This is a genomic window from Mesorhizobium qingshengii, assembly GCF_027563465.1.
GTDB lineage: Bacteria > Pseudomonadota > Alphaproteobacteria > Rhizobiales > Rhizobiaceae > Mesorhizobium > Mesorhizobium qingshengii_A.
In genome coordinates, this window is record NZ_JAPFQA010000002.1 from 460182 (window position 1) to 483461 (window position 23280).

Genomic DNA, 23280 nt, shown 5'->3' on the forward strand with positions numbered 1-23280 from the left:
CGCTTCCCGCGGCCGGGCAATTCGGCACCCCTCTTAACGCCAAGGAGCCGGCTTGCCTATGCCTTGGGTTGACTAACTTCGTCGCGCCAGCGCCGGCCCGCCGTCTGGACGCCGAACAGCGAGGGGTTGCGGGCATAGGCGGCAAGGCCCAGGAGCGCCGCCAGCGGATGGGTTATCACGTAGACGGGCATGGTGCGCATCAGCGCGCTGTGCGGCGCCTTGTCCTCGAAGGCGGCGCGGAAATTGCCGGCTTTCAACGCCGGCACGATCTTCTGCGCGATGCCGCCGGTGAGGAAGACGCCGCCACGGCTCATGAACACCAAGGCGAGGTCGCCGGCGGTGCGCCCGAGGCAGGTGACGAAGATCTCGAGCGCTTCTTGCGCGACGGGATCGCTCTTGGCCAGCGCCGCGGCGGTGATCTCGGCCGGCGTGGTGAAGGGCGACGGCTTGCCGTCGGCCCTGGCCACCGCCCGGTAGACGTTGACGAGGCCGCGTCCGCACAGGATCTGCTCGCCCGAAATGCGGCCCTCGAGCTTCTCGATATGCGGGAACACCTCGAAATCGCGTGGTGTGCGCGGGCCGATGTCCATATGGCCGCCCTCGCCGGGCACCGGTATCCAGTGGCGCAGCGCATGGACCAGCCCGGCGACGCCGAGCCCCGTACCGGGACCGAGCACCACGCGCCCGGCATTGGGTTCCGGCGCTCCGCCGCCGATCTTTTCCATGTGCTCCTCGCCGAGCGCGACGACGGCCAGCGCCTGTGCCTCGAAATCGTTGAGCACGACGATGTCGCTCAAGCCCAGGCTGGCGAACATCTGCCTGGGCTTGACGATCCAGGGGCAGTTGGTGAGCTCGATCTCGTCGCCATCGACCGGGCCGGCCACCGCCAGCACCGCTGAATTGGGGCGAACCGACGAGCGGTCGAGCACCGCCGCCTGGATCGCGTCGTCTATGGTGTTGTAGTTGGCGGTCTGGACGATGGTCGGCTCACCGGCCTCGGAATTGGCGTCGAGCACGATCGAGAAGCGCGCATTGGTGCCGCCAATGTCGCCGATCAGGATCGGAAACCGCAGCAAAGTATCGTCATCGCCTGTGCCTGGCATGCTCTCTTCCGTCCCCGGCGCCCCCGAACGGCCTGTCGCCGTTCTCCCGTTGACTAGCGCATGAGTTTGAAAAGGGAAACGGTTTTCGAAACCGATGCTGCGCACAGGCCCGTTCTGCGGCCAAACGGCCACTGTTTCGCAAAAAAGGGCGGCTGAACCGGTTCAGTGTCCGACAAAGCCGCGGCGATCAGTTTCCCGGCCGGGGCCGTGGTATCGGCACGCCGATCTCCGGGGTCGCGGTGAAAGCGTTCACCGAGGCCGGCAAGCCGGTCGTGCCGCTGGCCGCGGTCGCCGGCACGGACGGCGCTTCAGGCTCGGGCGCGGCGACCGCGACCGGGACGGCGCCGCCATGATAGGTCGCGGCCTCGACCGAGGCTGGCCCCGGCGCGTCGAGCACGGCGCGGCATTCCCTGGGCAGGTTCGCCATCGTCATGAGGTCGCGGGCTTTCGGCGCATCGGGGTTCTTGTTGGGGCGCCAGGGCTGTTCGGTGAACCACCAGGCCAACGACTTGCCGCAGCCGTCATCGTCCGGTGTAGCCTCCTGCGCCTTGCAGTCGGGCGAGCCCGGCTGGCAGCCGATGCGCATGTGGAAATGATAGTCGTGGCCCCAGAACGGCCGGACCTTGCGCAGCCAGGAGCGGTCCCCCTTGACGGTGTCGCAGAGCTTTTTCTTGATGCCGGGATTGACCAGGATGCGCTCGACTTCCGCGTAGCTCGCCGCCCGCTTCAGAAGGTTTGTATGCTGCGGCGTCCACAGCGCGTCCTTCACCAGATGCGTCTTCTCGTCGACCATCAAGGTGGCGCTCATGCTTTCGCGTTGCGCCATCGACAGCGGGCGACTGGGCATTGGCGTCAGCCAGATGTCGGCGTCGAGCCCGATCTGGTGCGACGCATGACCGGTCATCATCGGACCGCCGCGCGGCTGCGAAATGTCGCCGATCAGCAGGCCCGGCCAACCGTCGGCGGCGGCGTCGCGCGACAGCTTCTCGATCAGCGCGATCATCGCCGGATGGCCCCAGCGGCGGTTGCGCGACGGCCGCATCACCTCCCAGGTCGGGCCGTCCATGGGAATGGCGACGCCGCCGGCAAAACAGCCCTTGGAATAGAAGCCGATCGACTGCGCCGATGTCGCCGCCGGCAGTTTCTTGGAGCCGAACAGGTCCTTCGCCCGCTCCTCGGCCGCTGCCGGCCTCGCGGTGAACCCGGCCAGGGCCGCAAGCACGGCCACCAAGAGCGGTGTCCTGAAGGCGGATAGCAAGTTCATGAAGCCGGACCCCTCCGAAATCCCGAAGCCATGGTCGAGACGCGACCATGGCCGTATCATATCACGCAACGCGCGATGCTTCGACCATCAACGCTTCATCGGGCTGCGCGGCTCGCCGTCGCGCCAGTCGCCGCTTGCCCACATATGGTCCAGAGCCGAGCGGTAGTCCGGAAAGCGAAAGCGATAGCCCGCCGCCTTGATCGCCGCGTTGGCGACCCGCTTGTTCTCGCCATAGAAGGACCGCGCCATGGGCGAAAGTTGGGCGGCGTCGAAGGGAATTTCGGGCGGTGGCTTGATTCCCATCAAGGCGGCGGCATAGGCGACGACATCCTGCGGCGGTGCCGGCAGGTCATCGGTGACGTTGAAGATGCCGCCGGCATTGCCGTCCATGAGTTGCCAGAGGGCGCCGGCAATGTCGTCGCAATGGATGCGGTTGAAAACCTGGTCGGGCTTGACCAGCCGTCTCGCGGTGCCGTTCTCCAGATTGACCAAGGCGTTGCGGCCCGGCCCGTAAATGCCGGACAGGCGCAGGATCGCCACCGGCCTCCCGATGTCGCGGCCGAGTTTCAGCCAGTCCTGCTCGGCGGCGACCCGCATCACCGAGCGCTTCGATACTGGCCGGCATAGCGCCGTTTCATCGACCCATGCGCCGTCATAATTGCCATAGACGCCGACGGTCGAGAGATAGCCGATCCATTCCAGCGCCGGCATCTGGCTGATTGCGGCGCGGGCGGCATTCAGCACCGGATCGCCGGCCTCTTCCGGAGCGACCGAAATCACCAGATGCGTCGTTTTCCTCAGCGCCTCGCCGATTTCGCCCGTCAGCGCGCCGTCGAACAGCAGCGGCGCGATGCCGGCCCGGCGCAGCGCCTCGAATTTTTCCGCGGAGCGCGTCGTGCCAAGGATCGTGGCGGCGTCCGTGTTGGCGCGGGCAAAGGCCTTGCCGGAATAGCCGGCGCCAAAGATGAAGATCTGGCGTTCGCTCATGCATGTGCCCCGGTTGGATCTGGCCGCGCCAGGCGCCATTCATCGCGCACGGCCCCGTCGCCCTCGGTTTTCAGGCCGGTCGCGGCCCGTTGCGAATATTCGGCCTTGGGCACCAGCCGCGCCAGCGCCCAAATTGCCGCGCCCCGCACCAGCGGCGAGGCGTCGTCCAGCAAGACGCGCACGGCGCCGGCAAGCGAGGCATCGCCGGAATTGCCGGCGGCGATCAGCACGTTGCGGACAAAACGATCGCGGCCGATGCGTTTTATCGGTGAACCCGAGAAGAAAGCGCGGAAGGCCGTATCGTCCAGCTGCAACAGGTCGGCGAGCCGCGGCTCGCGCAAATCGTCGCGCGCGGCGAGCTTGGCCTCGGAAGCGACCCGGGCGAACTTGTTCCAGGGGCAGGCGGCGAGGCAGTCGTCGCAGCCATAGATGCGGTTGCCGATCTTTTCGCGGAACTCATACGGGATCGGCCCCTTGTTCTCGATGGTGAGATAGGAGATGCAGCGCCGCGCATCGAGCCGGTAGGGCGCCGGGAAAGCATCGGTCGGGCACGCGTCGAGGCAAGCGCGGCAAGAGCCGCAATGGTCGATCTCCGCCCGGTCGGGCACGAGTTCGGCGGTGGTGAAGATGGTGCCGAGGAACAGCCAGGAGCCATGCTCGCGGCTGACCAGGTTGGTGTGCTTGCCTTGCCAGCCAAGCCCGGCGGCCTCGGCCAGCGGTTTTTCCATGACAGGCGCGGTGTCGACGAACACCTTCACGTCGCCGCCGGCGCGCGCGACGATCTTGCCGGCGATTTCCTTCAACCGGCCCTTCATCACATCGTGGTAGTCGCGGTTCTGCGCATAGACGGAGATCGCGCCACGGTCGCGCTTGACCAGCACCCCGCGCGGATCGTGGTCGGGGCCGTAGTTCATCGCCAGCACGATGATCGAGCGTACCTGCGGCCAGAGTGCGGTCGGTTCGCCGCGGCGTTGAAGCGTCTCGGCGATCCAGTCCATCGAGCCGTGGAAGCCGTCGGCAACGAATTCGGCAAGGCGGGCCGGTGCCAGCGGGATCGCATCGGGAGTGGTGACGGCGACGGCATCGAAGCCGGCGCGATGCGCCTCCGCGTCGATCAGCGCGCGCAGTTTTGCGGCGTCAGAAGTCGAGGTCCGCATAATGCGACACCGGTGACAGGCCGCGCACCCGGTCGGTCAAGAGCGGCCGGAAGGACGGCCGCGACTTCACCCGCGTGTACCATTCGCGCGCCGCGGCGTGCTCGCGCCAGTCGATCTCGCCGAGATAGTCGAGCACCGACAGCGTCGCCGCGGCCGCGAGGTCGGCGTAGGTGACCCTGCTGCCGGCCAGCCAATGGCGGGTGCCGGCCAGCCAGTTGGTGTATTTCATATGCTGGCGGATGTTGGCGCGCGCCGCGCGGATCGCTCCCGAATCGGGAGAGCCACCGCCGGCGGTTTCCGGCATGATCGGCTTCAGCACGCGTTCGCGCACCAGATGCCGGGTGACTTCGCTTTCGGCCTTGTTGAGATACCAGTCGATGAGCCGGCGGATTTCGGCGCGCTGCATCGGGTCCTCGGCGAACAGCCGCTTGTCGCGCTTGAGCACACCGCGCGTTTCGTCGAGATATTCGGCGATCACCGTTGCGCCGACGATCGGCACGTCGCCTTCTGCCAGCAGGATCGGCAGCGTGCCGGCCGGGTTCAGCGCCAGGAATTCCTTGCGCCGGGTCCACGGCTTTTCCTCGATCAGGGCCAGCTCCTCGCCATACTCGCCGAAAGCGAGGCGGACGAAGCGGCAGGTGGCGAACATGGGATGGTGGAAAAGCGTCAGCATGGTTCCGCGATGATAAAGCGCACTGGCGAATCGCCGGGCGCACCGGTAAGTCTTGGCCGCCCGGTTAGCGGGCCGTCATGGTGTTGCGACCTATAGGGGGACTTGCAGGCCATGACAAGCAAACCGTTCTCTCAGCCGTCACGCCAATGCCGAGGTAGCCATGGAAAGCCAGACCATCGTCGAAGCCTTGCTGCTCGGCCTGCTGGAGGGGCTGACCGAGTTCATACCGGTCTCCTCGACCGGCCATATCCTGCTCGCCGGCCATTTCCTCGGCTTCCATTCGACCGGCAAGGCCTTCGAGATCCTGATCCAGCTTGGCGCCATCCTGGCGATCCTGAGCGTCTATTTCCGCCGCCTGTGGCAGATGCTGCTCGACCTGCCGCATGACCGGCTGACCCGGCATTTCGTCATCGGCATCCTCATCGCCTTCCTGCCGGCGGCGATCATCGGCGCGCTGGCGCATGATTTCATCAAGACGGTGCTGTTCGAATCGCCACGGCTGATCTGCATCATGCTGATCATCGGCGGCGTCGTCCTGCTGGCGGTGGACCGCATGAACCTCAAGCCGGTCTATCGCGACGTCGAACGCTTCCCGACCCGGCTTTACCTGCAGATCGGGCTTTTCCAGTGCCTGTCGCTGATCCCCGGCACCTCGCGCTCGGGATCGACCATCGTCGGCGCGCTGCTTCTGGGCGTCGACAAGCGGGCGGCGGCCGAGTTTTCCTTCTTCCTCGCCATCCCGACGATGGTCGGCGCCTTCGCCTTCGACCTGTTCAAGAACCGCAACGTCTTGAGCAGCGCCGACCTGCCGATCATCGCCATCGGCTTCGTCGCCGCCTTCGTCACGGCACTGGTCGTCGTCCGCTACCTGCTCGATTATGTCTCGCGCAACGGCTACGCGCTGTTCGGCTGGTGGCGGCTGGTGGTGGGCGGCGTCGGGTTGGTTGCGTTGTTTGTTTGGGGGTGAGCTTACCCTCCCCCTTGTGGGGAGGGTCGATCCGCAAAGCGGATCGGGGTGGGGTCGGCGCCATACCCCGCCCCGGTTCGCCAACGACGTTTCGCGTCGTCGGCTCGCCGACCCTCCCCACAAGGGGGAGGGTAAGCCCCTCAATTCCTTCCATAAAACGCGTTCTCGACATGCACCGGCCAGCGCCAGGGCAGCACCGCGACCATGTCGAAACGCATCGACAGCTTGCCATAGTCGGGCTGGCGCGACAGCCAGATGTCGGCCGCCGCCTCGATGCGGCGTTCCGATTCGCGGCCGATCGCCTCCATGGCTTCGATCAGCGTGCCGCGCGCCTTGACCTCGACGAACAGCACCAGGTCGCCGCGCCGCGCGATCAGGTCGATCTCGCCGAAGCGGGTGCGATGGCGGCGTGCCAGGATGCGGTAGCCCTTCAGCATCAGCGCCATCGCGGCCAGCCATTCGCCGCGATGGCCGCGCTTGTAGGCCTTCTGGCGGCTGGCGCTCGGGCGCTCAGCCACCACCCTCTCCGAAACTTTGTTTGACCATGATCTCTGGACAAACGGAACCGTTTGTCGGGGAAAACCGGTTTCCACTTTTCGGGATCATGGTCTGTCCCTGAGCTCCAGCAGCCGCCGATAAAGCGCCTGCTTCTGGCCACCGGTCATCTTCGCGGCTTCGGCCGCCGCCTTGGAGGCCGGCATTTCGGCGGCGAGCGACAAAAGCAGCCGGTCGATGTCCGCCGGCTCGTCCGACCTCGCCTCGGCCGGACCGATGCAAACGACGATCTCCCCCTTCGGCGTATCGGCCGCCGCGTAGTGATCGGCAAGCGTTTGCAGCGTGCCGGTGCGCATCTCCTCGAAGGTCTTGGTCAATTCCCGGCCAATCGCGGCCTTCCGCTCGCCACCGAGCGCTTCGACCATGGCGCCAAGCGACTCGGCCAGCCGGCGCGGCGATTCGAAGAAGATCAGCGTCGCCGGCACGGCCTTCAAGGCTTCCAGCCGCGTCAGCCGCTGGCCTGTCTTGACCGGCAGGAACCCCGCGAACAGGAAGGCGTCTGAGGGCAGGCCGGAGGCCGTCAGTGCCGCGAGGGGCGCCGACGGACCCGGGATCGGCACGACGCGAATGCCATGGTCGAGCGCCTCGCCGACCAGCCGGTAGCCGGGATCGGACACAAGCGGCGTGCCGGCGTCCGAGATCAGCGCCACGCTCTGTCCGGCTTGAAGTGCCGCGATCAGTTTCGGCCCGGCCTCGCCGGCATTGTGTTCGTGATAGGCCGTGGTGCGGCGGCGAATGCCATAGCGGTCGAGCAGCACGCGCGACACCCTCGTGTCCTCGCAAGCGACGATGTCGGCGGCGGCCAGCGTCTCCAGCGCGCGCAGCGTGATGTCGGCCAGGTTGCCGATCGGCGTCGCCACCAGATACAGCGCCGGTTCGAGCGGGCGGGCCGCGATCTCGGTCTGCCCGACCACATAGCTGCGCTTGCCCGTTTCGCCGGTCACTGATGCCTTCTCCGTTCGGCCCTGTTTGGCACGGCTCACGCCCGGTTGCAAAAGCGTCGAGCGAAGTGAAATTCCCGCCATTCCTTTGCCACAGTAGGGAACGAAACCGGGATTGGCAGATTTAGCCCCTGATTCCGAGGAGGACAGGATGGACAGCCTGAAGATACAGGACGCTTTCACGCCCTACTATGCCGGCCGAAAGCGCTTTGCAGCGCCCAAGGACAGGCGCCTGCCTGCCAAGACTGAAACCAGCCTGACCAACGAGCTGGCCGCAAGCGCCGTGCCAGCGGACATCAGGCTTTTCGACACCGAACCCGACAGCACGACGGAGCACTGACCGGACGATGCCCAATCGCTTCGATATCTTCATCACCCGTCTTGAAACGAAGAACGCCCGCAACGACGCGCCGCTACCCCCGATAGGCGACCAGCACCGCGCCCGCCGCGATAAGGGCGACGCCAAGCCAGTTCGCTCCGGAGAGTCGCTCGCCGAGAAAGGCCGCGCCAAACACCGCCACAAGCACGACGCTTAACTTGTCGATCGGCGCTACCTGCGCCGCATTGCCGATTTTCAGGGCGCGGAAGTAGCACAGCCACGAGGCGCCGGTCGCCAGGCCGGACAGGCCGAGGAACAGCCAGGTTTTTCCCGAGATCGTAGACGGTGACTGGAACTGGCCGCTGGCGAGCAGGATGGCGCCGAGCACGATCAGGATGATGACCGTGCGGATGAAGGTGGCGAAATCGGAATTGATGTTTTCGATGCCGACCTTGGCGAAGATCGCTGTCAAGGCCGCGAAAGCCGCCGACAGCAGCGCCCAGAACTGCCAGGAGGAAACGGTCAGGTTCATTGCAGCCTCGCAAGCGACGTCTCAGTCCAGATACCGTGAAACGCGCTCTTTCAGAAGCGCTATCAACTCCGGATCCATGAATTCGTAGTCGTCTGGTATATCGAGGCAGATCACCTTGGCCGTCTTCAGGCTCGCCTTGAACTTCTTCTGCAGTTTGGTTCGGTGCGCCTTTTCCATGACGAAGATGATATTGGCCCACGCCACCAACTCATGCGTCAGCGGGTTGTCGGCATCGTGATTGGTACCGGCAGATGCGACCTCGATATCGCGGCGCGCGGAAAACACCTGCTCGGCGGTCGGGCTGCGCAAGCGGTTCTGGCTGCAGACGAAGAGGACGTTTTTCAAAGAGCTTTTCGGGACCATACTCACCGCGCCAGATCGGCCACCACGGCATCGAGCACGATCATGCCAGCCGGGGTGGCGCGCAGGCGGGTATTGCCGATCGGCGCCACCAGCCCTTCGCCCTGCAGCATCGACAGCCGCGCGCTCGACAGGCCGCGCCCGGAGAACGCCTCGTAGCGGGAGAGATCGATGCCTTCGGCCAGCCGCAGCCCCATCAGCAGGAACTCGTCGGCCTCTTCGGAACGGGTCAGGATCTCGCCGCCGGTGACGCCATGGCCCTTGGCCTCGACCAGATTGGCCCAGGTTTCCGGCATCCGCTCGGCGATCGTCACGGTGCGGCGGCCGTTCTCGACGAAGCGGCCATGCGCGCCGGGGCCGACGCCGACATATTCGCCATAGCGCCAGTAGGTCAGATTGTGCCGGCTTTCGGCGCCCGGCCTGGCGTGGTTGGAAATCTCATAGGCCGGCAGGCCGTGCGCCGACGTGATCTCCTGCGTCAGCGCATAGAGGTCGGCGGCATGGTCGTTGTCGGGAATGACGAATTTCTTCGCCGCATGCAGCGCATGGAAGGGCGTGCCTTCCTCGATGGTCAGCTGGTAGAGCGACAGATGATCGGCGGCATGGCCGATCGCCTGTTCGAGCTCGGATGCCCAAGTCTCCGGCGTCTGGCCAGGCCGCGCGTAGATCAGATCGAAGGACAGTCGCGGAAAAATCTCGCGCGCCAGGCCTATCGCATGCAGCGCTTCATCGACATTGTGCAGCCGGCCGAGGAAGCGCAGATCCTTGTCGTTCAGCGCCTGCACGCCGAGCGAGACGCGGTTGACGCCGGCCGCCCGGTAGCCACGGAAGCGCTCGGCCTCGACCGAGGACGGATTGGCCTCCAGCGTCACCTCGATGCCATCGGGCACGGTCCAGTTCCTGGCCACCGCGTCGAGGACCCTGGCCACCGTTTCCGGTTTCATCAGCGACGGCGTGCCGCCGCCGAGAAAGATGCTGGTCACTTCGCGCGGCCCGGTGCGCTGGCGCATGGTCGCCAGTTCCGCCTCGAAGGCGGCGGCAAAGCGCTCCTGGTCGACCGGCTGGTGGCGGACATGGCTGTTGAAGTCGCAATAGGGGCATTTGGCCGCGCAGAACGGCCAATGGATATAGACGCCAAAACCCGGCGCCCGGTCGAGCAGCATGCTCATGTCGAGCCCAATCCGGCCAGATTCAATCGTGCTTCGGCAAACTTCTGGAAGGCGCGGGCGCGGTGCGACAGCGCCTTGGCCTGGCCAGGCTTCCAGCCGTGCTTTTCCTCGGCGCTCATCTCGCCAAAGGTCTTGTCGAAGCCATTCGGCAGGAACACCGGGTCGTAGCCGAAGCCGAGTTCGCCGCGCGGCGGCCAGACCAGCGTGCCTTCGGCCTCGCCCCGATAATATTCGGCGTCACCGTCGGGAAACGCCAGGCAGATGACGGCGACAAAGCGCCCCTTGCGCTGTTCGGCCGAGGCGGCGCCGACTTCCTGCAGCGCCACTTCGGTGCGCTGCATGGCCATGCCGAAATCGCGCGAGCCGTCCGGGGTTTCGGCCCAGTTGGCGGTGTAGACGCCGGGCGCGCCGTCGAGCGCGTCGACGCACAGGCCGGAATCATCCGACAGCGCCGGCAGGCCGGTGGCCTTCGCGGCGGCCAGCGCCTTGATGTAGGCGTTTTCCTCGAAGGTGGTGCCGGTTTCGTCAGGCTCCGGCAGGCCATACTCCCTGGCCGATTTCGCTTCGAAGCCGAACGGCGCCATCAGGTCGGCGAATTCGCGCAGCTTGCCGGCATTGTGGCTGGCGACGACGATCTTCTTTCCATTAAGAGAATGCATCAAAGGCCCCAGATTCTTGGCTCGGCGAACTCGATCGAATTGCCCGAGGGGTCGCGTATATAGATCGAACGTCCGCCTTGCGGCCATTCGAATTCGCTTTCGATGGCGATGTGCCTCGCCTCGAGATGGGCTTTCCAGCCGGCGATTTCGACGGCGGTCGCCGCAAAGCAGAGATGGCCCTCGCCGACCGCGCCGTGCGGCGGCACCGGCAGCCGGGCGTCGGGCGCCGGCGGCACCCTGGTCGCCTCGGCGTTGAAGACCAGCAGCACGCCGGGGCCGCAGCGGAAGAAGATATGCCTGCCGTCGACCTTGCCGAGGAGGTGAAGTCCAAGCACGCCGGTGTAGAATTCTTCCGCCGCCGCCAGATCGGTGACGTAGAGGGCTGATTCAAGGATGGCGGAGGGGTTCACCGGAAAATCGATGGCTTACGCCACCGCCATCTGCTGGAGGCTGACCAGGCGATGGATGCCTTTCTTGGCCAGGCCCATCAATTCCGCGAACTGTTCCTCGGAGAACGGCTCGCCCTCGGCGGTGCCCTGGATCTCGACGATGCCGCCCTTGCCGGTCATGACGAAGTTGGCATCGGTACCGGCCGCCGAATCCTCGAGATAATCGAGGTCGATGACCGGCTGGCCGTCATGGATGCCGCAGGAAATGGCCGCGACATGATCCTTCAGCACCTTGGCGACACTGGCCATCTGCCGCGCTTCCATCCAGCGCAGGCAGTCGTACAGCGCGACCCAGCCGCCGGTGATCGAGGCGGTGCGGGTGCCGCCATCGGCCTGGATGACGTCGCAGTCGACGGTGATCTGCTGTTCGCCCAGCGCCTGCAGGTCGACCACGGCGCGCAAGGAGCGTCCGATCAGCCGCTGGATTTCCAGCGTGCGGCCACCCTGCTTGCCCGCGGAAGCCTCGCGGCGCATGCGCTCGCCGGTCGAGCGCGGCAGCATGCCGTATTCCGCCGTCACCCAGCCCTTGCCGGAATTGCGCATCCAGCCCGGCACCTTTTCCTCGAGGCTTGCCGTGCACAGGACATGGGTGTCGCCGAACTTCACCAGGCACGAACCTTCGGCGTGCTTGGAGACGCCGCGCTCGAAGGAGATGGCGCGCATTTCGTCGAATTGGCGTTTGGAAGGGCGCATTCAGGCTGCTTTCTTGTCATTTTTCGGAATCTTGGCCGGCTTGTAGCCGCATGGGACGCACGGCGCAAAGGAAAATGGCCTGAACACCCGTACAGACACCGGGGTGATCCGACGCAGACACCGGGGTGATCTGAGACAGACACCGGGTTGCGCGGGCCGTGGTGAAGTCTATATCCTTGATACGGAGGTTTTTGGCCGCAATGACCAAGGCAGTCGATCCCAGTTCGCAGTCGCCCGTGCTTCAATCGCCCGTACTTCAGGCGCTCGACATGCGCTCGCGCGACATCTTCCGGCGCATCGTCGATTCCTATCTCAGGGACGGGGAACCGGTGGGATCACGCAGCCTGTCGCGCATTCTGCCGTCCTCGCTGTCGCCCGCCACCATCCGCAATGTGATGAGCGACCTCGAGCATCTCGGCCTGATCTACGCCCCGCACATCTCCGCCGGCCGGCTGCCGACCCAGGCGGGCCTGCGTTTCTTCGTCGACGCCTTCATGGAGCTGGGCGACCTCTCCGACGAGGAACGCCGCACCATCGAGGCGCAGGTGAGGGCGTCCGGCTCGGGCGCGACGCTGGAACACATGCTGACCGAGGCCAGCCAGATGCTGTCGGGCATGTCGCGCGGCGCCGGCCTGGTGCTTGCCGCCAAGAACGAGGTGGCGCTGAAGCACATCGAATTCATCCAGCTCGAGCCGACCAAGGCGCTGGCGGTGCTGGTGTCGCAGAATGGCGACGTCGAAAACCGCGTCGTCGACCTGCCCGCCGGCATCACCGTCTCGCAACTGCACGAGGCGTCGAATTTCCTCAACGCCCATATCCGTGGCCGAACGCTGGCCGAGGCGCGGGTGGAGATCGCCCGCATCAAGGAAGAGACCAGGGCGGCGCTCGACACGCTGTCGCAGGACCTGGTCGAGAAGGGCCTGGCGGTGTGGGCGGGTGCCGACAGCGGCCTGCCGGCGCGGCTCATCGTGCGCGGCCGTGCCAATCTGCTCGAAAACGTCACCGCCCAGGCCGACATCGAATTGCTGCGGCACCTGTTCGAGGACATGGAAACGCAGGACGGGCTGATCCAGCTGCTTGACCTTGCCGAGGAGGGGTCGGGCGTGCGCATCTTCATCGGCTCGGAAAACAAGCTGTTTTCGCTGTCGGGTTCGTCGCTGGTGGTCGCGCCCTATCGCGACAAGGATGCGCGTGTCGTCGGCGCGCTCGGCGTCATCGGCCCGACCCGGCTGAATTATGCCCGCATCGTGCCGATGGTCGACTATACCGCACAGCTGATTTCCCGCATGCTGCGCTAAGGTGTTGATATTCAGGTGATGCCGGCCTGCAAATGGCGGCTTCCTGCGCTTCCGGTGCTCACGTACTTCAAGTACGCTCCGCTCCGGTTCTCGGAAACCACCATTTTCGGCTCGGCCTGACCTGAATCTCCACACCTTAGTCCCAAAATCGAAACAGGCTGCCAAGGAGAAAAACAATGGCTCTCGAAGAACTCAAGGCCCGGATCAGCCTGCTGCTGGAGGAAATGGTCAACCAGCCGGAGGACCAGCACGAAATCCAGGAACAATTGCGCGAAAAGCTGCGGGAAATGCGCGCCATGGGCCTGCCGTTGCCGGCCGATCTCGTCGCGCTGGAAAAACGCCTCGACGACGATTTTTACGCCGCCGGGAGTTGAGCCCGGACCTTCGTTTCCTTCAACTCATCGTGTGAGACGGAACCGAGGGACAGAACCGGCCGTTGGTTTCCTTCGCGACCAGGTGGAGGACAAAATGATCCGATTGGCCGGACTGGTGCTTCCCGCACTGTTTCTCACCACCGCCGCTTTCGCCCAGCAGGCGGATCAGCCGGTGCTGAAGGGCGCGGCCGCCTTCGGCGACTGGCGTGCCGACAGGCCGGGGGTGCGCCGCCTGATCAGGCCGGAAGACCTGCCGAAGCCCTACGTCACCAAATCCGCTTCGAACAGCGCCGGCCTCGCCGAAAGGCCGGCTGGTGCCAAACCACAATTGCCGCCGGGCTTTTCGGCCGAGCTGGTCGCGTCGGGCATCGACAATCCGCGCGTCGTGCGCGTCGCGCCGAACGGCGACCTGTTCGTCGCCGACAGCGAAGCCAACCAGGTCCGCGTCTATCGCCTGGGCGAGGGCAGCGCCAAGCCCGCCAAGGACAGCATCTTCGCCGGCAACCTCAACCAGCCCTATGGCATTGCCTTCTACCCGCCGGGCAACGATCCGCAATGGGTGTATGTCGCCAACAGCGACAGCATCGTGCGCTTTGCCTACCGCGATGGCGACCTGAAGGCCGCTGGCGCGCCGGAAACCATCGTCGACAACATCCCTGCCAATCATCACTGGACCCGCGACATCGTTTTCTCGTCGGATGGCAAGACGCTTTATCTGTCGGTCGGCTCGGGATCGAATGTCGCCGAGGACATGGGCAAGGCGCCGCAGGGTGGGCTCGCGGCGTGGGCGAAGTCAAAGCCGCTGGGTGCGGCCTGGGGTTCCGAGGATGGACGTGCCGATGTGCTGGCCTTCGATCCGGACGGCAAGAATGGCCGCATCGTCGCCACCGGCCTGCGCAACTGTTCGGGCATGACGGTTCAGCCGGCGACCGGCGCGCTGTGGTGCGTGGTCAACGAGCGCGATGCGCTGGGCGACAATGTGCCGTCTGAATACGCAACTGTCATCAAACAGGGCGCCTTCTATGGCTGGCCCTGGTATTATATCGGCAACAACGAGGATCCGCGCCACAAGGGCGAACGCCCCGATCTTGCCGGCAAGGCAACCCTTCCCGATGTGCTGATGCAGGCACATTCGGCGCCGCTCAACATCGCCTTCTACGACGGGAAGACTTTTCCCCAGGAGTACCAGGGCGACGCTTTTGTGGCCCTGCACGGTTCGTGGAACCGCGGCAACAGGACCGGGTACAAGGTCGTGCGCCTGCTGTTCAGGGATGGCAAGCCGACCGGCGAATACGAGGATTTCATCACCGGCTTCGTCATCTCCAACGGCGAGGTGTGGGGACGGCCGGTCGGCGTGGCGGTGGCAAGCGACGGCGCGCTGATCGTCAGCGAAGATGGCAACGGCACCATCTGGCGCGTCACCTATGGCGGCGGTCGCTCCTGATCCTGCTCGGCAGGGCAGACCCCTCACCCGGATTGCCAACGCCGCCGCCAGACTCCTCTTCCGCTGGGACAAGGTGTGCGCGAAGCGGCCGGATGAGGGGGTCTGCGGGTGTCGCAGCAATATCTGGTGCAATGGATTCCGACCCCAGGGAATTCAACCCTGGTCCGTTGCATGCGACAAGGCCTTCTGATCTGAGACCAATGCCATGACCCTCACCGGATTCCTCGCCTACAGTGCCGCTCTCGGCATCGCTGCCGCCATTCCCGGCCCCGGCATCACCGCGCTCGTCGCACGCGCGCTCGGCTCCGGCTTCCGCTCGTCGCTGGCAATGTCCTTCGGCCTGATGCTAGGCGACCTCACCTATCTGACCGCCGTGGTGCTTGGCCTCGCTTTCGTCGCGCAGACCTTCGGCATGGTCTTTCTCGCCATCAAATGGCTGGGCGTCGCTTATCTCGCCTTCCTTGGCTGGCGCTTCTGGAACAGCGGCATCACGCCCGAGACGGTCGAGGCAAGGAAAGGCAAGGGCGGGCTGCTGTCGAGCTTTGTCGCCGGCCTCACCGTCACGCTCGGCAATCCGAAGACGATGATCTTCTATCTCGCCATCACGCCGACCATCGTCGACCTGAAGACCATCACGCTGGCCGACTACGGCATTCTCGTCGCGCTGACGATCGTCGTGCTCCTGGTGGTGCTGCTGCCATATCTGGCGTTGGCGGCCAAGGCGCGCTGGTTCCTCAAATCGCCGCGCGCGCTCAAGGCGCTGAACCGCACCGCCGCCGGCTTCATGGTCGGCGCCGCAGCGGCGATCGCCGCCCGTCAGTAGGGCTCTTTCGGCCAAAATATTCCCGGGACTGACTTTTCCGGGAAATGCTTTTCCGGGACCGGGGCGTTTTAGACACGGGTCCCACTCGGATATTTTCAATCGACAGTCTATCTTGCGCGACCGAAGGCTCTATCTTGCCGGCTGCAGTGCCACTTGCCTGAAATCCTCACTTGCCTGAAGTTCTGGGAGCGAAACCAATGAACAAGCCCGTCACATCCGCCCGCGTGCCCGGTCGCGGCCGCGTCTACAGTTCCATCACCGATACGATCGGCGATACGCCGCTGGTGCGGCTCGACAAGTTCGCCAAGGAAAAGGGCATCGTCGCCAATCTCATCGCCAAGCTCGAATTCTTCAATCCGATCGCCTCGGTGAAGGACCGCATCGGCGTGGCGATGATCGAGGCGCTGGAGGCAGCCGGTAAGATTTCTCCCGGCAAGACCACGCTGGTCGAACCGACGTCCGGCAACACCGGCATCGCGCTCGCCTTCGCCGCCGCCGCCAAGGGCTACAAGCTGATCCTGACCATGCCGGAGACAATGTCGGTCGAGCGCCGCAAGATGCTGGCGCTGCTCGGCGCAGAGCTGGTGCTGACCGAGGGTCCGAAAGGCATGAAGGGCGCCATCGCCAAGGCCGATGAACTGGCGGCGACGATCCCCAACGCGATCATCCCGCAGCAGTTCGAGAATCCGGCCAACCCGGAAATCCATCGCAAGACGACGGCCGAGGAGATCTGGAACGACACCCATGGCGAGGTCGATATCTTCGTCGCCGGCATCGGCACCGGCGGCACCATCACCGGCGTCGGCCAGGTGCTGAAGAAGCGCAAGCCCTCGGTGCATGTCGTCGCCGTCGAGCCGGAAGCCTCGCCGGTGCTGTCGGGCGGCCAGCCCGGCCCGCACAAGATCCAGGGCATCGGCGCCGGCTTCGCGCCAAAAATCCTCGACACCACGATCTATGACGAGATCGTCAAGGTCTCGAACGAGGATTCCGTCGCCAACGCGCGCCTCGTCGCCCGCCTCGAAGGCGTGCCGGTCGGCATCTCGTCGGGCGCTGCCCTGCAGGCGGCAATCGTGGTCGGCTCAAGGCCGGAGAACAAGGGCAAGAACCTTGTCGTGATCATCCCGTCCTTCGCCGAACGCTATCTGTCGACTGTGCTGTTCGAGGGGCTGGGGGCTTAAGGACGGGTTTCGGCCGGCTAGACCGTCTGGTCCGTTGAAAAGAGCTTCGTGGCCGCCGTTGCGCGCTTGAGTGCAAGGCGGCTTGCGTGTCAAATCCGCTGCCGGCCACGCGCCGGCGGGGGAGGATTTCATGTACAAGCTCTACACCCGTCCGGGCAGCGGCGGCTTCGTCGTCGAGGCGGCACTGACGCTGGCGAACGCGCCATTCGAGCAGATCGACGTGCCGAAGACGGACCAGCCCGATCCGACCTTCCTCGGCATCAGCCCCTTGAACCAGGTGCCGGTGCTGACCTTGCCGGACGGCCGCTCGATGACCGAATCGGCGGCGATCTGCGTCCTGCTTGCCGAACGCCATCCCGACGCCAGACTGGCGCCGGCGATCGACGCGCCCGCCCGCGCCGACTTCCTGCGCTGGATGGCCTTCATGTCGTCGGTTCTCTATCCGGCGGTGCTGCGTTTCTACTACGCGAACCGCTATACGTCCGATGCCGACGGCACGAAAGCGGTCAAACAGGCGGCCATTGCCGAGATGGACCGCGGCTTTGCCGTTCTCGATACCGCTCTCGATGGCCATGACTGGCTGGTCGGCGACCTGATGTCGCTGGCCGACATCTATCTCGTCATGCTGGTGGCCTGGCATCCCGACGTCGACAAAGCCCGTACGGCCTGGCCGAACATCGAACGGCTGTGGGCCAGGCTGCGCGACCATCCGCTGATGAAGAAGCTCAACACATCGCACGAGATGTGGCCGATCTGAACGGGCTGTTGGAAGCGAGGCTCAATTTCGGAGCGCTGCCCGTTTTCCCTGCAGGAAGCGGCGCACCGCCGGATCGCTTTCGAGGCCGATCGCCCGCTCATATGCGTCGGTCGCCAACTGCACCTGACCCAGCCTGGCCAGCAGACCCGCCCGGGCTGCCCAGTAGGGCTGATAGTCATCGAGCCGCTTGTCGTCGCCCAGCACGTAGAGGGCCGCCAGTCCCGCCGCGGCGCCCTCGGCTTCGGCGATCGCCACCGCGCGGTTGATCGCCACCACCGGCGATCCCGCGACCGAAAGCAGCGCGTCGTAGAGCTCGCGGATCGCCACCCAGTCGGTGCGCCCGGTCCGCCGTCGTGTCGCATGGGCGGATTGCACGGCTGCCTCGAGTTGGTAGCGGCCGATGATGCCCCTGCTGGCGGCGCGACCGAGCAAGGCTTCCGCCTCGTCGACCAAGGCGTGATCCCAAAGCGCGCAATCCTGCTCGGCGAGCGGCACATAATCTCCGGCCGCATCGCGCCGCGCGGCGCGGCGCGCTTCGGCAAATAGCATCAGCGACAGCAGGCCGAGCGCCTCCGGCTCATCAGGCAGCAGCGAGGCCACCAGCCGGCCGAGCCAGATGCCTTCGGTGGCGAGGTTGCGACGCCGCGTCTCGGTGCCAGCCGGGTCGGACCAGCCTTCGGCGAAGGTCGCGTAGATGGCTTCCAGCACCGCATCCAGCCGCTCGCCGAGTTCGGCCCGCTCAGGCACGCGGAACGGAATGCCGGTTTCGCGGATGCGGGTCTTGGCGCGCACCAGGCGCTGACCCATCGTTGCCGGTGAGACCAGGAAGGCGGAAGCGATCGCCGCCGCGTCGAAGCCCAGCACAGTCTGCAGGATCAGCGGTGCCCGCACGCCCGATTCGATCGCCGGATGGGCGCAAGCGAACATCAGCCGCAGCCGTTCGTCGGGCAGATCTTCATCGGTCATGCGCGCCTCCACCTCCTCGGCGATCAGCTTGAGATGGTCACGGCCGGCCTCGCTGGTCAGCCGCCGCCGGACCGCATCGACGCGTCGCCGCCGCGCCACCGCCAGCAGCCAGGCTTCCGGCTTTTCAGGCACGCCGGTTCGCGGCCAGCGTTCGAGCGCCGCGGCAAAGGCATCGGCCAGCGCGTCCTCGGCGCCGGCCACGTCGCGGGACCGTGCCGAGAGATAGGCGATCAGCTTGCCGTAGCTTTGCCGGGCGGCCGCCTCCGCGACCGCCCGCGCGGTATCTGATCCGGTAGCGGTCACGCAGCAGTATACTTTGTCATGTATTCCGCCATCGGCCAGATCGGCCGCACTTCCAGAGTGCCGGCGCTGGCACCAGGACAGCGCGACGCCCAGGAAATTGCCGCGTCCATGTCCGGCACTTCGATCATGTAGTAGCCACCAAGCTGTTCCTTGGTGTCGGCATAGGGGCCGTCAAGCACGTTGGTCTTGCCGCCGGCCACCCGCACGGAGGTTGCCACCGACGTCGGCCTCAACCGCTCGCCGCCAACGAACACGCCAGCTTTCTTCATCGCTTCGGTATAGGCGCCGTAAGCGGCGCTCATCTGGACGGCCGCCTCCTTGGGTGCCGCCGCCATTGCGGCTTCGTTGGAATAGATAAGAAGCAGATACTGCATGGTCATCTCCCGTGGTTACAGGGCCGCATCGTTGCGGGCCGAACGTATGTCGCGCGGCCATGTCCGATTTCGACAGGCTGAAGAAAAACTTTCGCGCCTAGTCGGCCATTGTGCAAGGAGACGCTGGCCGACGCCGCTACCCAACGGCTGAACCAAGCGACGTTGCATCCCTGGAACCATGCGAGTCCACGGGCACGAGCCAGCCGCGATAGCGCACAATCAGCCCGGTGAGCGGATGCGAGATCTCGACATGAAAACGGAAGCGGCCATCCTCGACCGTTTCGTGGGATGTCGAGCGCGGGCAGAGCCACATCGGCAGCGGCAGGCCCAACAGGCTCCAGTGGCGCAGGACAAGGGACAGCTTTCCCTCCTCGGCCACCAGCGCCATGGCAAAGCTCAGTGGTCCGAAGCGTTCACAAAGCAGGCGATGCGAACGGCCCCGACCTGCGAACTGGCGGCTGGAAAAGCTATGCTTGCCGAAAGTCCGCGTCCATGTCTCCCCATTCCTGTCGACGTCGAAGCGGGCACGGACCGGGATGTCGGCGCTCGTCTTGGGGAAGCCGACCAGCGATGCCGTTAGCCGGCCAAGGATGTTTGATCCGCGCTCGACGCTGGCGCGACCTTCAGCTATTTTCGTGCAGTCGTGCATGCCCCGGATTTCCTCGGGCAGACGCTGCCAGGCATCGCCGAGCAGGACGGCATAGAGCTGTCCATCCGGATTAGCGTCCGTGTCGTCGCGAAAGCCGGTATGGATCGTCTTGACTGCAAACAGGGCTTCATAGTCGGCAAGCTCGAGATCTCTCACTGCAGCACGTGCCCCGGGTGTAGGTGCATGGCCGTCCAGCGTCTTTCGAACCAGCGCCTCGACCGCCATCGACGGGATCAGTGGCCCGTCATCGCCTTCCGCCAGCAGATGCCACGAGCGCTTGACCGGCGCACCGGCCTGGCTGGCACCGGTGACTTCAACGAACATGCCGCCGCGATGTTCGCCCCAGCGCAGCCGGGTGGTTGCCCAATGCATCAGCGGGGCGAGCGGCGACAGCGAGCGAACCAGCCCGATGCGGACCAGCCAGGCCAGACCGACAAGAGCACGATGCAGGATTTCGGGTACCGGCCCGGCACCCATCCAGATGGTTTTGGCCTGCGGCCACAGTTCTCCCAACGCGCGCAGGTCCGGCACGTCGACGAGCGAAAACAGCGTGTTCTTCAGCGGCACGCGGCCCGGTGGCGCAATGGTGTAGCGCATCTGTTCGGTAAGCGGGTGGCCCTGCGTCTTGATGCCGTCGCTCACCAGCGCGACCGACTGGCCGGCGTAGCCAGCGATCGCCCGGATGACGTTTTCGCCGACGCCCGCGTAGGGCGACGGCGCGATGCCACCGGCGATCGTGTCGATCCTCGCCATGTCGGAGGACAGCCGGCGCACCACCGCCGCCGTCAGCACGGGAAAGCTGGAGACGCCGGAGAGCACGAACAGCCCGGCCCGCTTCGCAGCTGCATCGAAGGCCGGCACGCCAGCGACGAAATCCGAGCCGTCGGCGAGGTCGAGATAGTTGACGCGCTTGGCGATGCAGGCCTCGATCAGCCGATAACGGCCCTCGCCATAGGCCTGGAACGGGCCGCTGGCGTCGACCAGCGCGTCAGGGCGCAGCGACGCCAGTTGCGCGGCGAGATCGCCATCCCTGTCGAACACCGCCGGCACCAGCTGGGCAGCGACACCGCCACGGTGCCCGCACCAGGCCTCCGCCTTGGCCAGCGAGCGGCCGGCAACGATCACTGTCAGGCGCGGCTCATTCACCAGCAGTTGGACGATGCGGCCGCCAAAAGTGCCGTAGCCGCCGACAATGAGAAGTTTCATCCGCTGCTCCCCCCAGAGCCACTCTTAACCAAGGAACCGCTCCCGCATCTCGGCGGAAGGGACCTCGCAACTGTCCTTCCTGCCGAACAGGGCGTAGCGGTTCTTGGCAATGCGATTGTAGAGCCAGTCGCGAAGCGGGGGCGGCAGCAGCAACAGTACTCTGGCCGTCCGCCAGGGCCAGCCGAGTTCCGACATGGCGGCAACGAAGCTGTCGAGCCGTGCGAAGGCGACGCCGTCGACCAGGACGAGATTGGTTTCGTAGCTGTCCGTCCGCAGCCCGTGCTTGCTGAACAGCGCCTGGCCGAACGGCGACTGCGCGGTGGCGAAGCGGAAGCGGCTTTGGCGGTCGAGCCTGACCACCGTGCGGACGAAGCCGGAGCACATCACGCAGACGCCATCGAAGACGATCAGCGGATGGCGTGCATCGAAAGGCTCGGGGGGCGGCTTGGCTTAGGCCGATTTGATTGGGACGGCCGATTTGACTGGGGTCAACTTGACCTGGGAAGGTCGGTCACGCAGGCCTCGGCTGCTCGTGTCTGAAGACACCAAGCCAGCCAGAGGCGGCATCAAAGACGTGGCGATGTCGCACGCCGTCTGTCGGCGAGAGCGGGACGCTCGGCGCGATAGGTCGTGGCGCGGGATTCCGCCGCAGGCCTGCAGATCCGGCTGTCGTGACGGGTCTCGAAGGTCATGATCAGTGCGCGCCCAGCGAATTGCCGCGACGGGCGCAAGCCGGGCCGGGGCCGCGCATGTAGTATCGCTCGGGCCGATAGGTCGGCGCGACAAATTCGCGGATGGCGGCGGCATAGCCGATGAGGTGCGCGAGGAAGTTCATTTTACCTGTCCCTGTCCCGATTTTCGGATGTCCCTTCCGAATTGCGAGAACGATAACATCGAGGCGTGAATAGTCGGTGAACGTGATGTTAATTTCTGGTCGAAAACCCGTCGCTTCGTGGCCGGAATGCGGCTGATTCGGGGTGTTTCCGTGCCTTTTGTCGCCATTCCGCCCAGTGTGACTTTTGCATCACATATGTTTCGTTTGAATGTCGCCTGCGCGCGGTTCTGTTTCAATTTTTGCCGCCGCCGCGAAATGTCTGTGCCTGCCTGCCCGAATCCGGCGCGGCGTCTCGGCATTCGGATCGTCACGCGGCGGCGGAACTGGAGCGAGGTCTGTCCGTTCTCACCTTCATCTGGATCCGGAAGGGAAAATGTCATGGCGCCGCGTCCGGCCTGGAAGGGCTATCTCAAGCTGTCGCTGGTCACCTGTGCCGTCGAACTGACCAACGTCGTCACCCATACCGAGAAGGTCTCGTTCCGGGTGCTGAACCGCAAGACCGGCAATACGGTGAAACGCATCTACGTCGACTCGCAGACCGGCAAGCCGCTCGGCGACGGCGACGAGATCAAGGGCTACGAAGTCAGCGACGGCGATTTCGTTCACATCGATGAAGACGAGATCGAAGCGGTGCAGATCGAGTCCTCGCACACGATGAGCCTCGACGGCTTCGTCGACAAATCCTCGATCCAGCAGATCTATCTCGACACGCCCTATTATGTCGCGCCGGCCGACGAGGTGTCGGAGGAGGCGTTCGCCGTCATCCGCGACGCGATGGAGGCCAGGAAGATGGCCGGGCTGGCGCGCATCGTGCTCTATCAGCGCGAACGCCCGGTGGTCATCGAACCGTTGGGCAAGGGCATGGTGCTGACGACACTGCGCTACGACAACACGGTGCGCCAGCCGGACACCGTGTTCGGCGATATCAAGGCGGTGAAGACGGACCAGGAGATGACCGACCTGGCCGAGTTGATCATCGACAAGAAGAAGGCGAAGTTCGATCCGTCGAAATTCGATGACAAATACGAGGCCGCCCTGCTCGAACTGATCCGCGCCAAGAAGGCCGGCAAGACGGCACCCAAGGCCAAAGCCGCGCCCAAACCCTCCAATGTCGTCAGTCTGTTCGACGCGCTGAAGAAGAGCCTGTCGTCGGATGCAAGCTCAACGAAGGCTTCGGCGGAAGCCAAACCGGCGGCAAAGCGCCCCAAGCCGAAAGCCGGCGTGCCCAAGCGCAAATCGGCCTGA

General features: G+C 65.3%; 28 protein-coding genes. 9 read left to right on the plus strand and 19 right to left on the minus strand.

The window, feature by feature from the left end:
• Nucleotides 1-56: 56 nt before the first annotated feature.
• From OOJ09_RS06790 to OOJ09_RS06810, 5 genes are all read right to left on the minus strand, one after another.
• Nucleotides 57-1103, minus strand: coding sequence for a glucokinase (locus OOJ09_RS06790; RefSeq protein WP_269904447.1), 1047 nt, complete (start codon nt 1101-1103; stop codon nt 57-59).
• Between the two features lie 187 nt (nt 1104-1290).
• Nucleotides 1291-2367 carry a penicillin-insensitive murein endopeptidase gene (gene mepA, locus OOJ09_RS06795; protein WP_269904448.1) on the minus strand — a complete coding sequence of 359 codons (1077 nt, stop codon included), beginning with the start codon at nt 2365-2367 and terminating at the stop codon, nt 1291-1293.
• 87 nt (nt 2368-2454) lie between these two features.
• On the minus strand, nt 2455-3354 hold the full coding sequence (locus OOJ09_RS06800; RefSeq protein ID WP_269904449.1) for an SDR family NAD(P)-dependent oxidoreductase: 900 nt from the start codon (nt 3352-3354) through the stop codon (nt 2455-2457).
• Complete coding sequence (queG, locus tag OOJ09_RS06805) at nt 3351-4511, minus strand: tRNA epoxyqueuosine(34) reductase QueG (protein WP_269904450.1); 1161 nt, start codon at nt 4509-4511, stop codon at nt 3351-3353. The genes OOJ09_RS06800 and queG overlap by 4 nt, the downstream gene beginning before the upstream one ends.
• Complete coding sequence (locus tag OOJ09_RS06810) at nt 4492-5184, minus strand: glutathione S-transferase family protein (RefSeq protein ID WP_269904451.1); 693 nt, start codon at nt 5182-5184, stop codon at nt 4492-4494. Before OOJ09_RS06810 ends, queG begins: the two co-directional genes overlap by 20 nt.
• Before the next feature lie 160 nt (nt 5185-5344).
• Between OOJ09_RS06810 and OOJ09_RS06815 the strand changes: the two genes are divergently transcribed.
• Nucleotides 5345-6151 (plus strand): undecaprenyl-diphosphate phosphatase, encoded by an 807-nt coding sequence (locus tag OOJ09_RS06815; RefSeq protein WP_269904452.1) that lies wholly within the window; start codon nt 5345-5347, stop codon nt 6149-6151.
• A 140-nt stretch (nt 6152-6291) separates the two neighbouring features.
• Here the strand turns inward: OOJ09_RS06815 and OOJ09_RS06820 are convergent, their stop codons facing one another.
• Both OOJ09_RS06820 and rsmI read right to left on the minus strand, forming a co-directional pair.
• Nucleotides 6292-6669, minus strand: a complete 378-nt coding sequence (locus tag OOJ09_RS06820) for a YraN family protein (RefSeq protein ID WP_269904453.1) — start codon at nt 6667-6669, stop codon at nt 6292-6294.
• Nucleotides 6670-6753: 84 nt separating this feature from the next.
• Nucleotides 6754-7650, minus strand: coding sequence for a 16S rRNA (cytidine(1402)-2'-O)-methyltransferase (gene rsmI, locus OOJ09_RS06825; RefSeq protein ID WP_269904454.1), 897 nt, complete (start codon nt 7648-7650; stop codon nt 6754-6756).
• A gap of 148 nt (nt 7651-7798) precedes the next feature.
• On the opposite strand from rsmI, the gene OOJ09_RS06830 reads away from it, so the two are divergent.
• Entirely contained in the window at nt 7799-7987 is a 189-nt protein-coding gene (locus tag OOJ09_RS06830; protein ID WP_269904455.1) for a hypothetical protein, read from the plus strand.
• A 73-nt stretch (nt 7988-8060) separates the two neighbouring features.
• Here the strand turns inward: OOJ09_RS06830 and OOJ09_RS06835 are convergent, their stop codons facing one another.
• From OOJ09_RS06835 to rph, 6 genes are read right to left on the minus strand one after another with little or no spacing between them, the layout of a single operon-like run.
• Nucleotides 8061-8498, minus strand: a complete 438-nt coding sequence (locus tag OOJ09_RS06835; protein WP_269904456.1) for an EamA family transporter — start codon at nt 8496-8498, stop codon at nt 8061-8063.
• A 21-nt stretch (nt 8499-8519) separates the two neighbouring features.
• Entirely contained in the window at nt 8520-8843 is a 324-nt protein-coding gene (locus tag OOJ09_RS06840) for a low molecular weight protein tyrosine phosphatase family protein (protein WP_269904457.1), read from the minus strand.
• Nucleotides 8844-8863: 20 nt separating this feature from the next.
• Nucleotides 8864-10027 carry a radical SAM family heme chaperone HemW gene (gene hemW, locus OOJ09_RS06845; RefSeq protein ID WP_269904458.1) on the minus strand — a complete coding sequence of 388 codons (1164 nt, stop codon included), beginning with the start codon at nt 10025-10027 and terminating at the stop codon, nt 8864-8866.
• Entirely contained in the window at nt 10024-10686 is a 663-nt protein-coding gene (gene rdgB / locus OOJ09_RS06850; protein ID WP_269904459.1) for an RdgB/HAM1 family non-canonical purine NTP pyrophosphatase, read from the minus strand. The genes hemW and rdgB overlap by 4 nt, the downstream gene beginning before the upstream one ends.
• Nucleotides 10686-11096 (minus strand): VOC family protein, encoded by a 411-nt coding sequence (locus OOJ09_RS06855; protein WP_269904460.1) that lies wholly within the window; start codon nt 11094-11096, stop codon nt 10686-10688. The genes rdgB and OOJ09_RS06855 overlap by 1 nt, the downstream gene beginning before the upstream one ends.
• Before the next feature lie 15 nt (nt 11097-11111).
• Nucleotides 11112-11828, minus strand: coding sequence for a ribonuclease PH (gene rph / locus OOJ09_RS06860; RefSeq protein ID WP_269904461.1), 717 nt, complete (start codon nt 11826-11828; stop codon nt 11112-11114).
• 200 nt (nt 11829-12028) lie between these two features.
• Here rph and hrcA point away from each other — a divergent pair, with 200 nt between their 5' ends.
• From hrcA to OOJ09_RS06890, 6 genes are all read left to right on the plus strand, one after another.
• Nucleotides 12029-13126 (plus strand): heat-inducible transcriptional repressor HrcA, encoded by a 1098-nt coding sequence (gene hrcA, locus OOJ09_RS06865; protein WP_269904462.1) that lies wholly within the window; start codon nt 12029-12031, stop codon nt 13124-13126.
• Between the two features lie 176 nt (nt 13127-13302).
• Nucleotides 13303-13500, plus strand: coding sequence for a hypothetical protein (locus OOJ09_RS06870; RefSeq protein WP_091576205.1), 198 nt, complete (start codon nt 13303-13305; stop codon nt 13498-13500).
• 94 nt (nt 13501-13594) lie between these two features.
• Nucleotides 13595-14944: a PQQ-dependent sugar dehydrogenase gene (locus tag OOJ09_RS06875; RefSeq protein WP_269904463.1), complete on the plus strand. Its 1350-nt coding sequence runs from the start codon at nt 13595-13597 to the stop codon at nt 14942-14944.
• 205 nt (nt 14945-15149) lie between these two features.
• A complete protein-coding gene (locus tag OOJ09_RS06880) occupies nt 15150-15767 on the plus strand; it encodes a LysE family translocator (protein ID WP_269904464.1) in 618 nt (205 codons plus the stop codon).
• 197 nt (nt 15768-15964) lie between these two features.
• Entirely contained in the window at nt 15965-16945 is a 981-nt protein-coding gene (gene cysK, locus OOJ09_RS06885) for a cysteine synthase A (RefSeq protein WP_269904465.1), read from the plus strand.
• A 130-nt stretch (nt 16946-17075) separates the two neighbouring features.
• On the plus strand, nt 17076-17702 hold the full coding sequence (locus tag OOJ09_RS06890; RefSeq protein ID WP_269904466.1) for a glutathione S-transferase family protein: 627 nt from the start codon (nt 17076-17078) through the stop codon (nt 17700-17702).
• Nucleotides 17703-17723: 21 nt separating this feature from the next.
• Here the strand turns inward: OOJ09_RS06890 and OOJ09_RS06895 are convergent, their stop codons facing one another.
• From OOJ09_RS06895 to OOJ09_RS06920, 6 genes are all read right to left on the minus strand, one after another.
• Nucleotides 17724-18971 (minus strand): RNA polymerase sigma factor, encoded by a 1248-nt coding sequence (locus OOJ09_RS06895; RefSeq protein WP_269904467.1) that lies wholly within the window; start codon nt 18969-18971, stop codon nt 17724-17726.
• Entirely contained in the window at nt 18968-19345 is a 378-nt protein-coding gene (locus OOJ09_RS06900; RefSeq protein WP_269904468.1) for a YciI family protein, read from the minus strand. The genes OOJ09_RS06895 and OOJ09_RS06900 overlap by 4 nt, the downstream gene beginning before the upstream one ends.
• A 136-nt stretch (nt 19346-19481) precedes the next feature.
• A complete protein-coding gene (locus OOJ09_RS06905) occupies nt 19482-21200 on the minus strand; it encodes an SDR family oxidoreductase (RefSeq protein WP_269904469.1) in 1719 nt (572 codons plus the stop codon).
• Nucleotides 21201-21224: 24 nt separating this feature from the next.
• Nucleotides 21225-21611, minus strand: coding sequence for a thiol-disulfide oxidoreductase DCC family protein (locus OOJ09_RS06910; protein WP_269904868.1), 387 nt, complete (start codon nt 21609-21611; stop codon nt 21225-21227).
• A gap of 283 nt (nt 21612-21894) precedes the next feature.
• The gene (locus OOJ09_RS06915; protein ID WP_013528645.1) at nt 21895-22035 is read right to left on the minus strand and encodes a hypothetical protein; all 141 of its coding nucleotides are present in this window, start codon (nt 22033-22035) and stop codon (nt 21895-21897) included.
• The gene (locus OOJ09_RS06920; protein ID WP_269904470.1) at nt 22032-22415 is read right to left on the minus strand and encodes a hypothetical protein; all 384 of its coding nucleotides are present in this window, start codon (nt 22413-22415) and stop codon (nt 22032-22034) included. Before OOJ09_RS06920 ends, OOJ09_RS06915 begins: the two co-directional genes overlap by 4 nt.
• Between OOJ09_RS06920 and OOJ09_RS06925 the strand changes: the two genes are divergently transcribed.
• Nucleotides 22414-23280 carry a Ku protein gene (locus OOJ09_RS06925; protein WP_269904471.1) on the plus strand — a complete coding sequence of 289 codons (867 nt, stop codon included), beginning with the start codon at nt 22414-22416 and terminating at the stop codon, nt 23278-23280. The genes OOJ09_RS06920 and OOJ09_RS06925 overlap by 2 nt on opposite strands.

Excerpts from the sequence above, each read along its gene's own strand:
- OOJ09_RS06790 (WP_269904447.1), bottom strand. The coding sequence starts at position 1,103 with ATGCCAGGCACAGGCGATGACGATACTTTGCTGCGGTTTCCGATCCTG.
- mepA (WP_269904448.1), bottom strand. The coding sequence starts at position 2,367 with ATGAACTTGCTATCCGCCTTCAGGACACCGCTCTTGGTGGCCGTGCTT.
- OOJ09_RS06800 (WP_269904449.1), bottom strand. The coding sequence starts at position 3,354 with ATGAGCGAACGCCAGATCTTCATCTTTGGCGCCGGCTATTCCGGCAAG.
- queG (WP_269904450.1), bottom strand. The coding sequence starts at position 4,511 with ATGCGGACCTCGACTTCTGACGCCGCAAAACTGCGCGCGCTGATCGAC.
- OOJ09_RS06810 (WP_269904451.1), bottom strand. The coding sequence starts at position 5,184 with ATGCTGACGCTTTTCCACCATCCCATGTTCGCCACCTGCCGCTTCGTC.
- OOJ09_RS06815 (WP_269904452.1), top strand. The coding sequence starts at position 5,345 with ATGGAAAGCCAGACCATCGTCGAAGCCTTGCTGCTCGGCCTGCTGGAG.
- OOJ09_RS06830 (WP_269904455.1), top strand. The coding sequence starts at position 7,799 with ATGGACAGCCTGAAGATACAGGACGCTTTCACGCCCTACTATGCCGGC.
- OOJ09_RS06835 (WP_269904456.1), bottom strand. The coding sequence starts at position 8,498 with ATGAACCTGACCGTTTCCTCCTGGCAGTTCTGGGCGCTGCTGTCGGCG.
- hemW (WP_269904458.1), bottom strand. The coding sequence starts at position 10,027 with ATGAGCATGCTGCTCGACCGGGCGCCGGGTTTTGGCGTCTATATCCAT.
- rdgB (WP_269904459.1), bottom strand. The coding sequence starts at position 10,686 with ATGCATTCTCTTAATGGAAAGAAGATCGTCGTCGCCAGCCACAATGCC.
- rph (WP_269904461.1), bottom strand. The coding sequence starts at position 11,828 with ATGCGCCCTTCCAAACGCCAATTCGACGAAATGCGCGCCATCTCCTTC.
- hrcA (WP_269904462.1), top strand. The coding sequence starts at position 12,029 with ATGACCAAGGCAGTCGATCCCAGTTCGCAGTCGCCCGTGCTTCAATCG.
- OOJ09_RS06870 (WP_091576205.1), top strand. The coding sequence starts at position 13,303 with ATGGCTCTCGAAGAACTCAAGGCCCGGATCAGCCTGCTGCTGGAGGAA.
- OOJ09_RS06875 (WP_269904463.1), top strand. The coding sequence starts at position 13,595 with ATGATCCGATTGGCCGGACTGGTGCTTCCCGCACTGTTTCTCACCACC.
- OOJ09_RS06880 (WP_269904464.1), top strand. The coding sequence starts at position 15,150 with ATGACCCTCACCGGATTCCTCGCCTACAGTGCCGCTCTCGGCATCGCT.
- cysK (WP_269904465.1), top strand. The coding sequence starts at position 15,965 with ATGAACAAGCCCGTCACATCCGCCCGCGTGCCCGGTCGCGGCCGCGTC.
- OOJ09_RS06890 (WP_269904466.1), top strand. The coding sequence starts at position 17,076 with ATGTACAAGCTCTACACCCGTCCGGGCAGCGGCGGCTTCGTCGTCGAG.
- OOJ09_RS06900 (WP_269904468.1), bottom strand. The coding sequence starts at position 19,345 with ATGCAGTATCTGCTTCTTATCTATTCCAACGAAGCCGCAATGGCGGCG.
- OOJ09_RS06905 (WP_269904469.1), bottom strand. The coding sequence starts at position 21,200 with ATGAAACTTCTCATTGTCGGCGGCTACGGCACTTTTGGCGGCCGCATC.
- OOJ09_RS06915 (WP_013528645.1), bottom strand. The coding sequence starts at position 22,035 with ATGAACTTCCTCGCGCACCTCATCGGCTATGCCGCCGCCATCCGCGAA.
- OOJ09_RS06925 (WP_269904471.1), top strand. The coding sequence starts at position 22,414 with ATGGCGCCGCGTCCGGCCTGGAAGGGCTATCTCAAGCTGTCGCTGGTC.
- OOJ09_RS06920 (WP_269904470.1), bottom strand. The coding sequence starts at position 22,415 with ATGACATTTTCCCTTCCGGATCCAGATGAAGGTGAGAACGGACAGACC.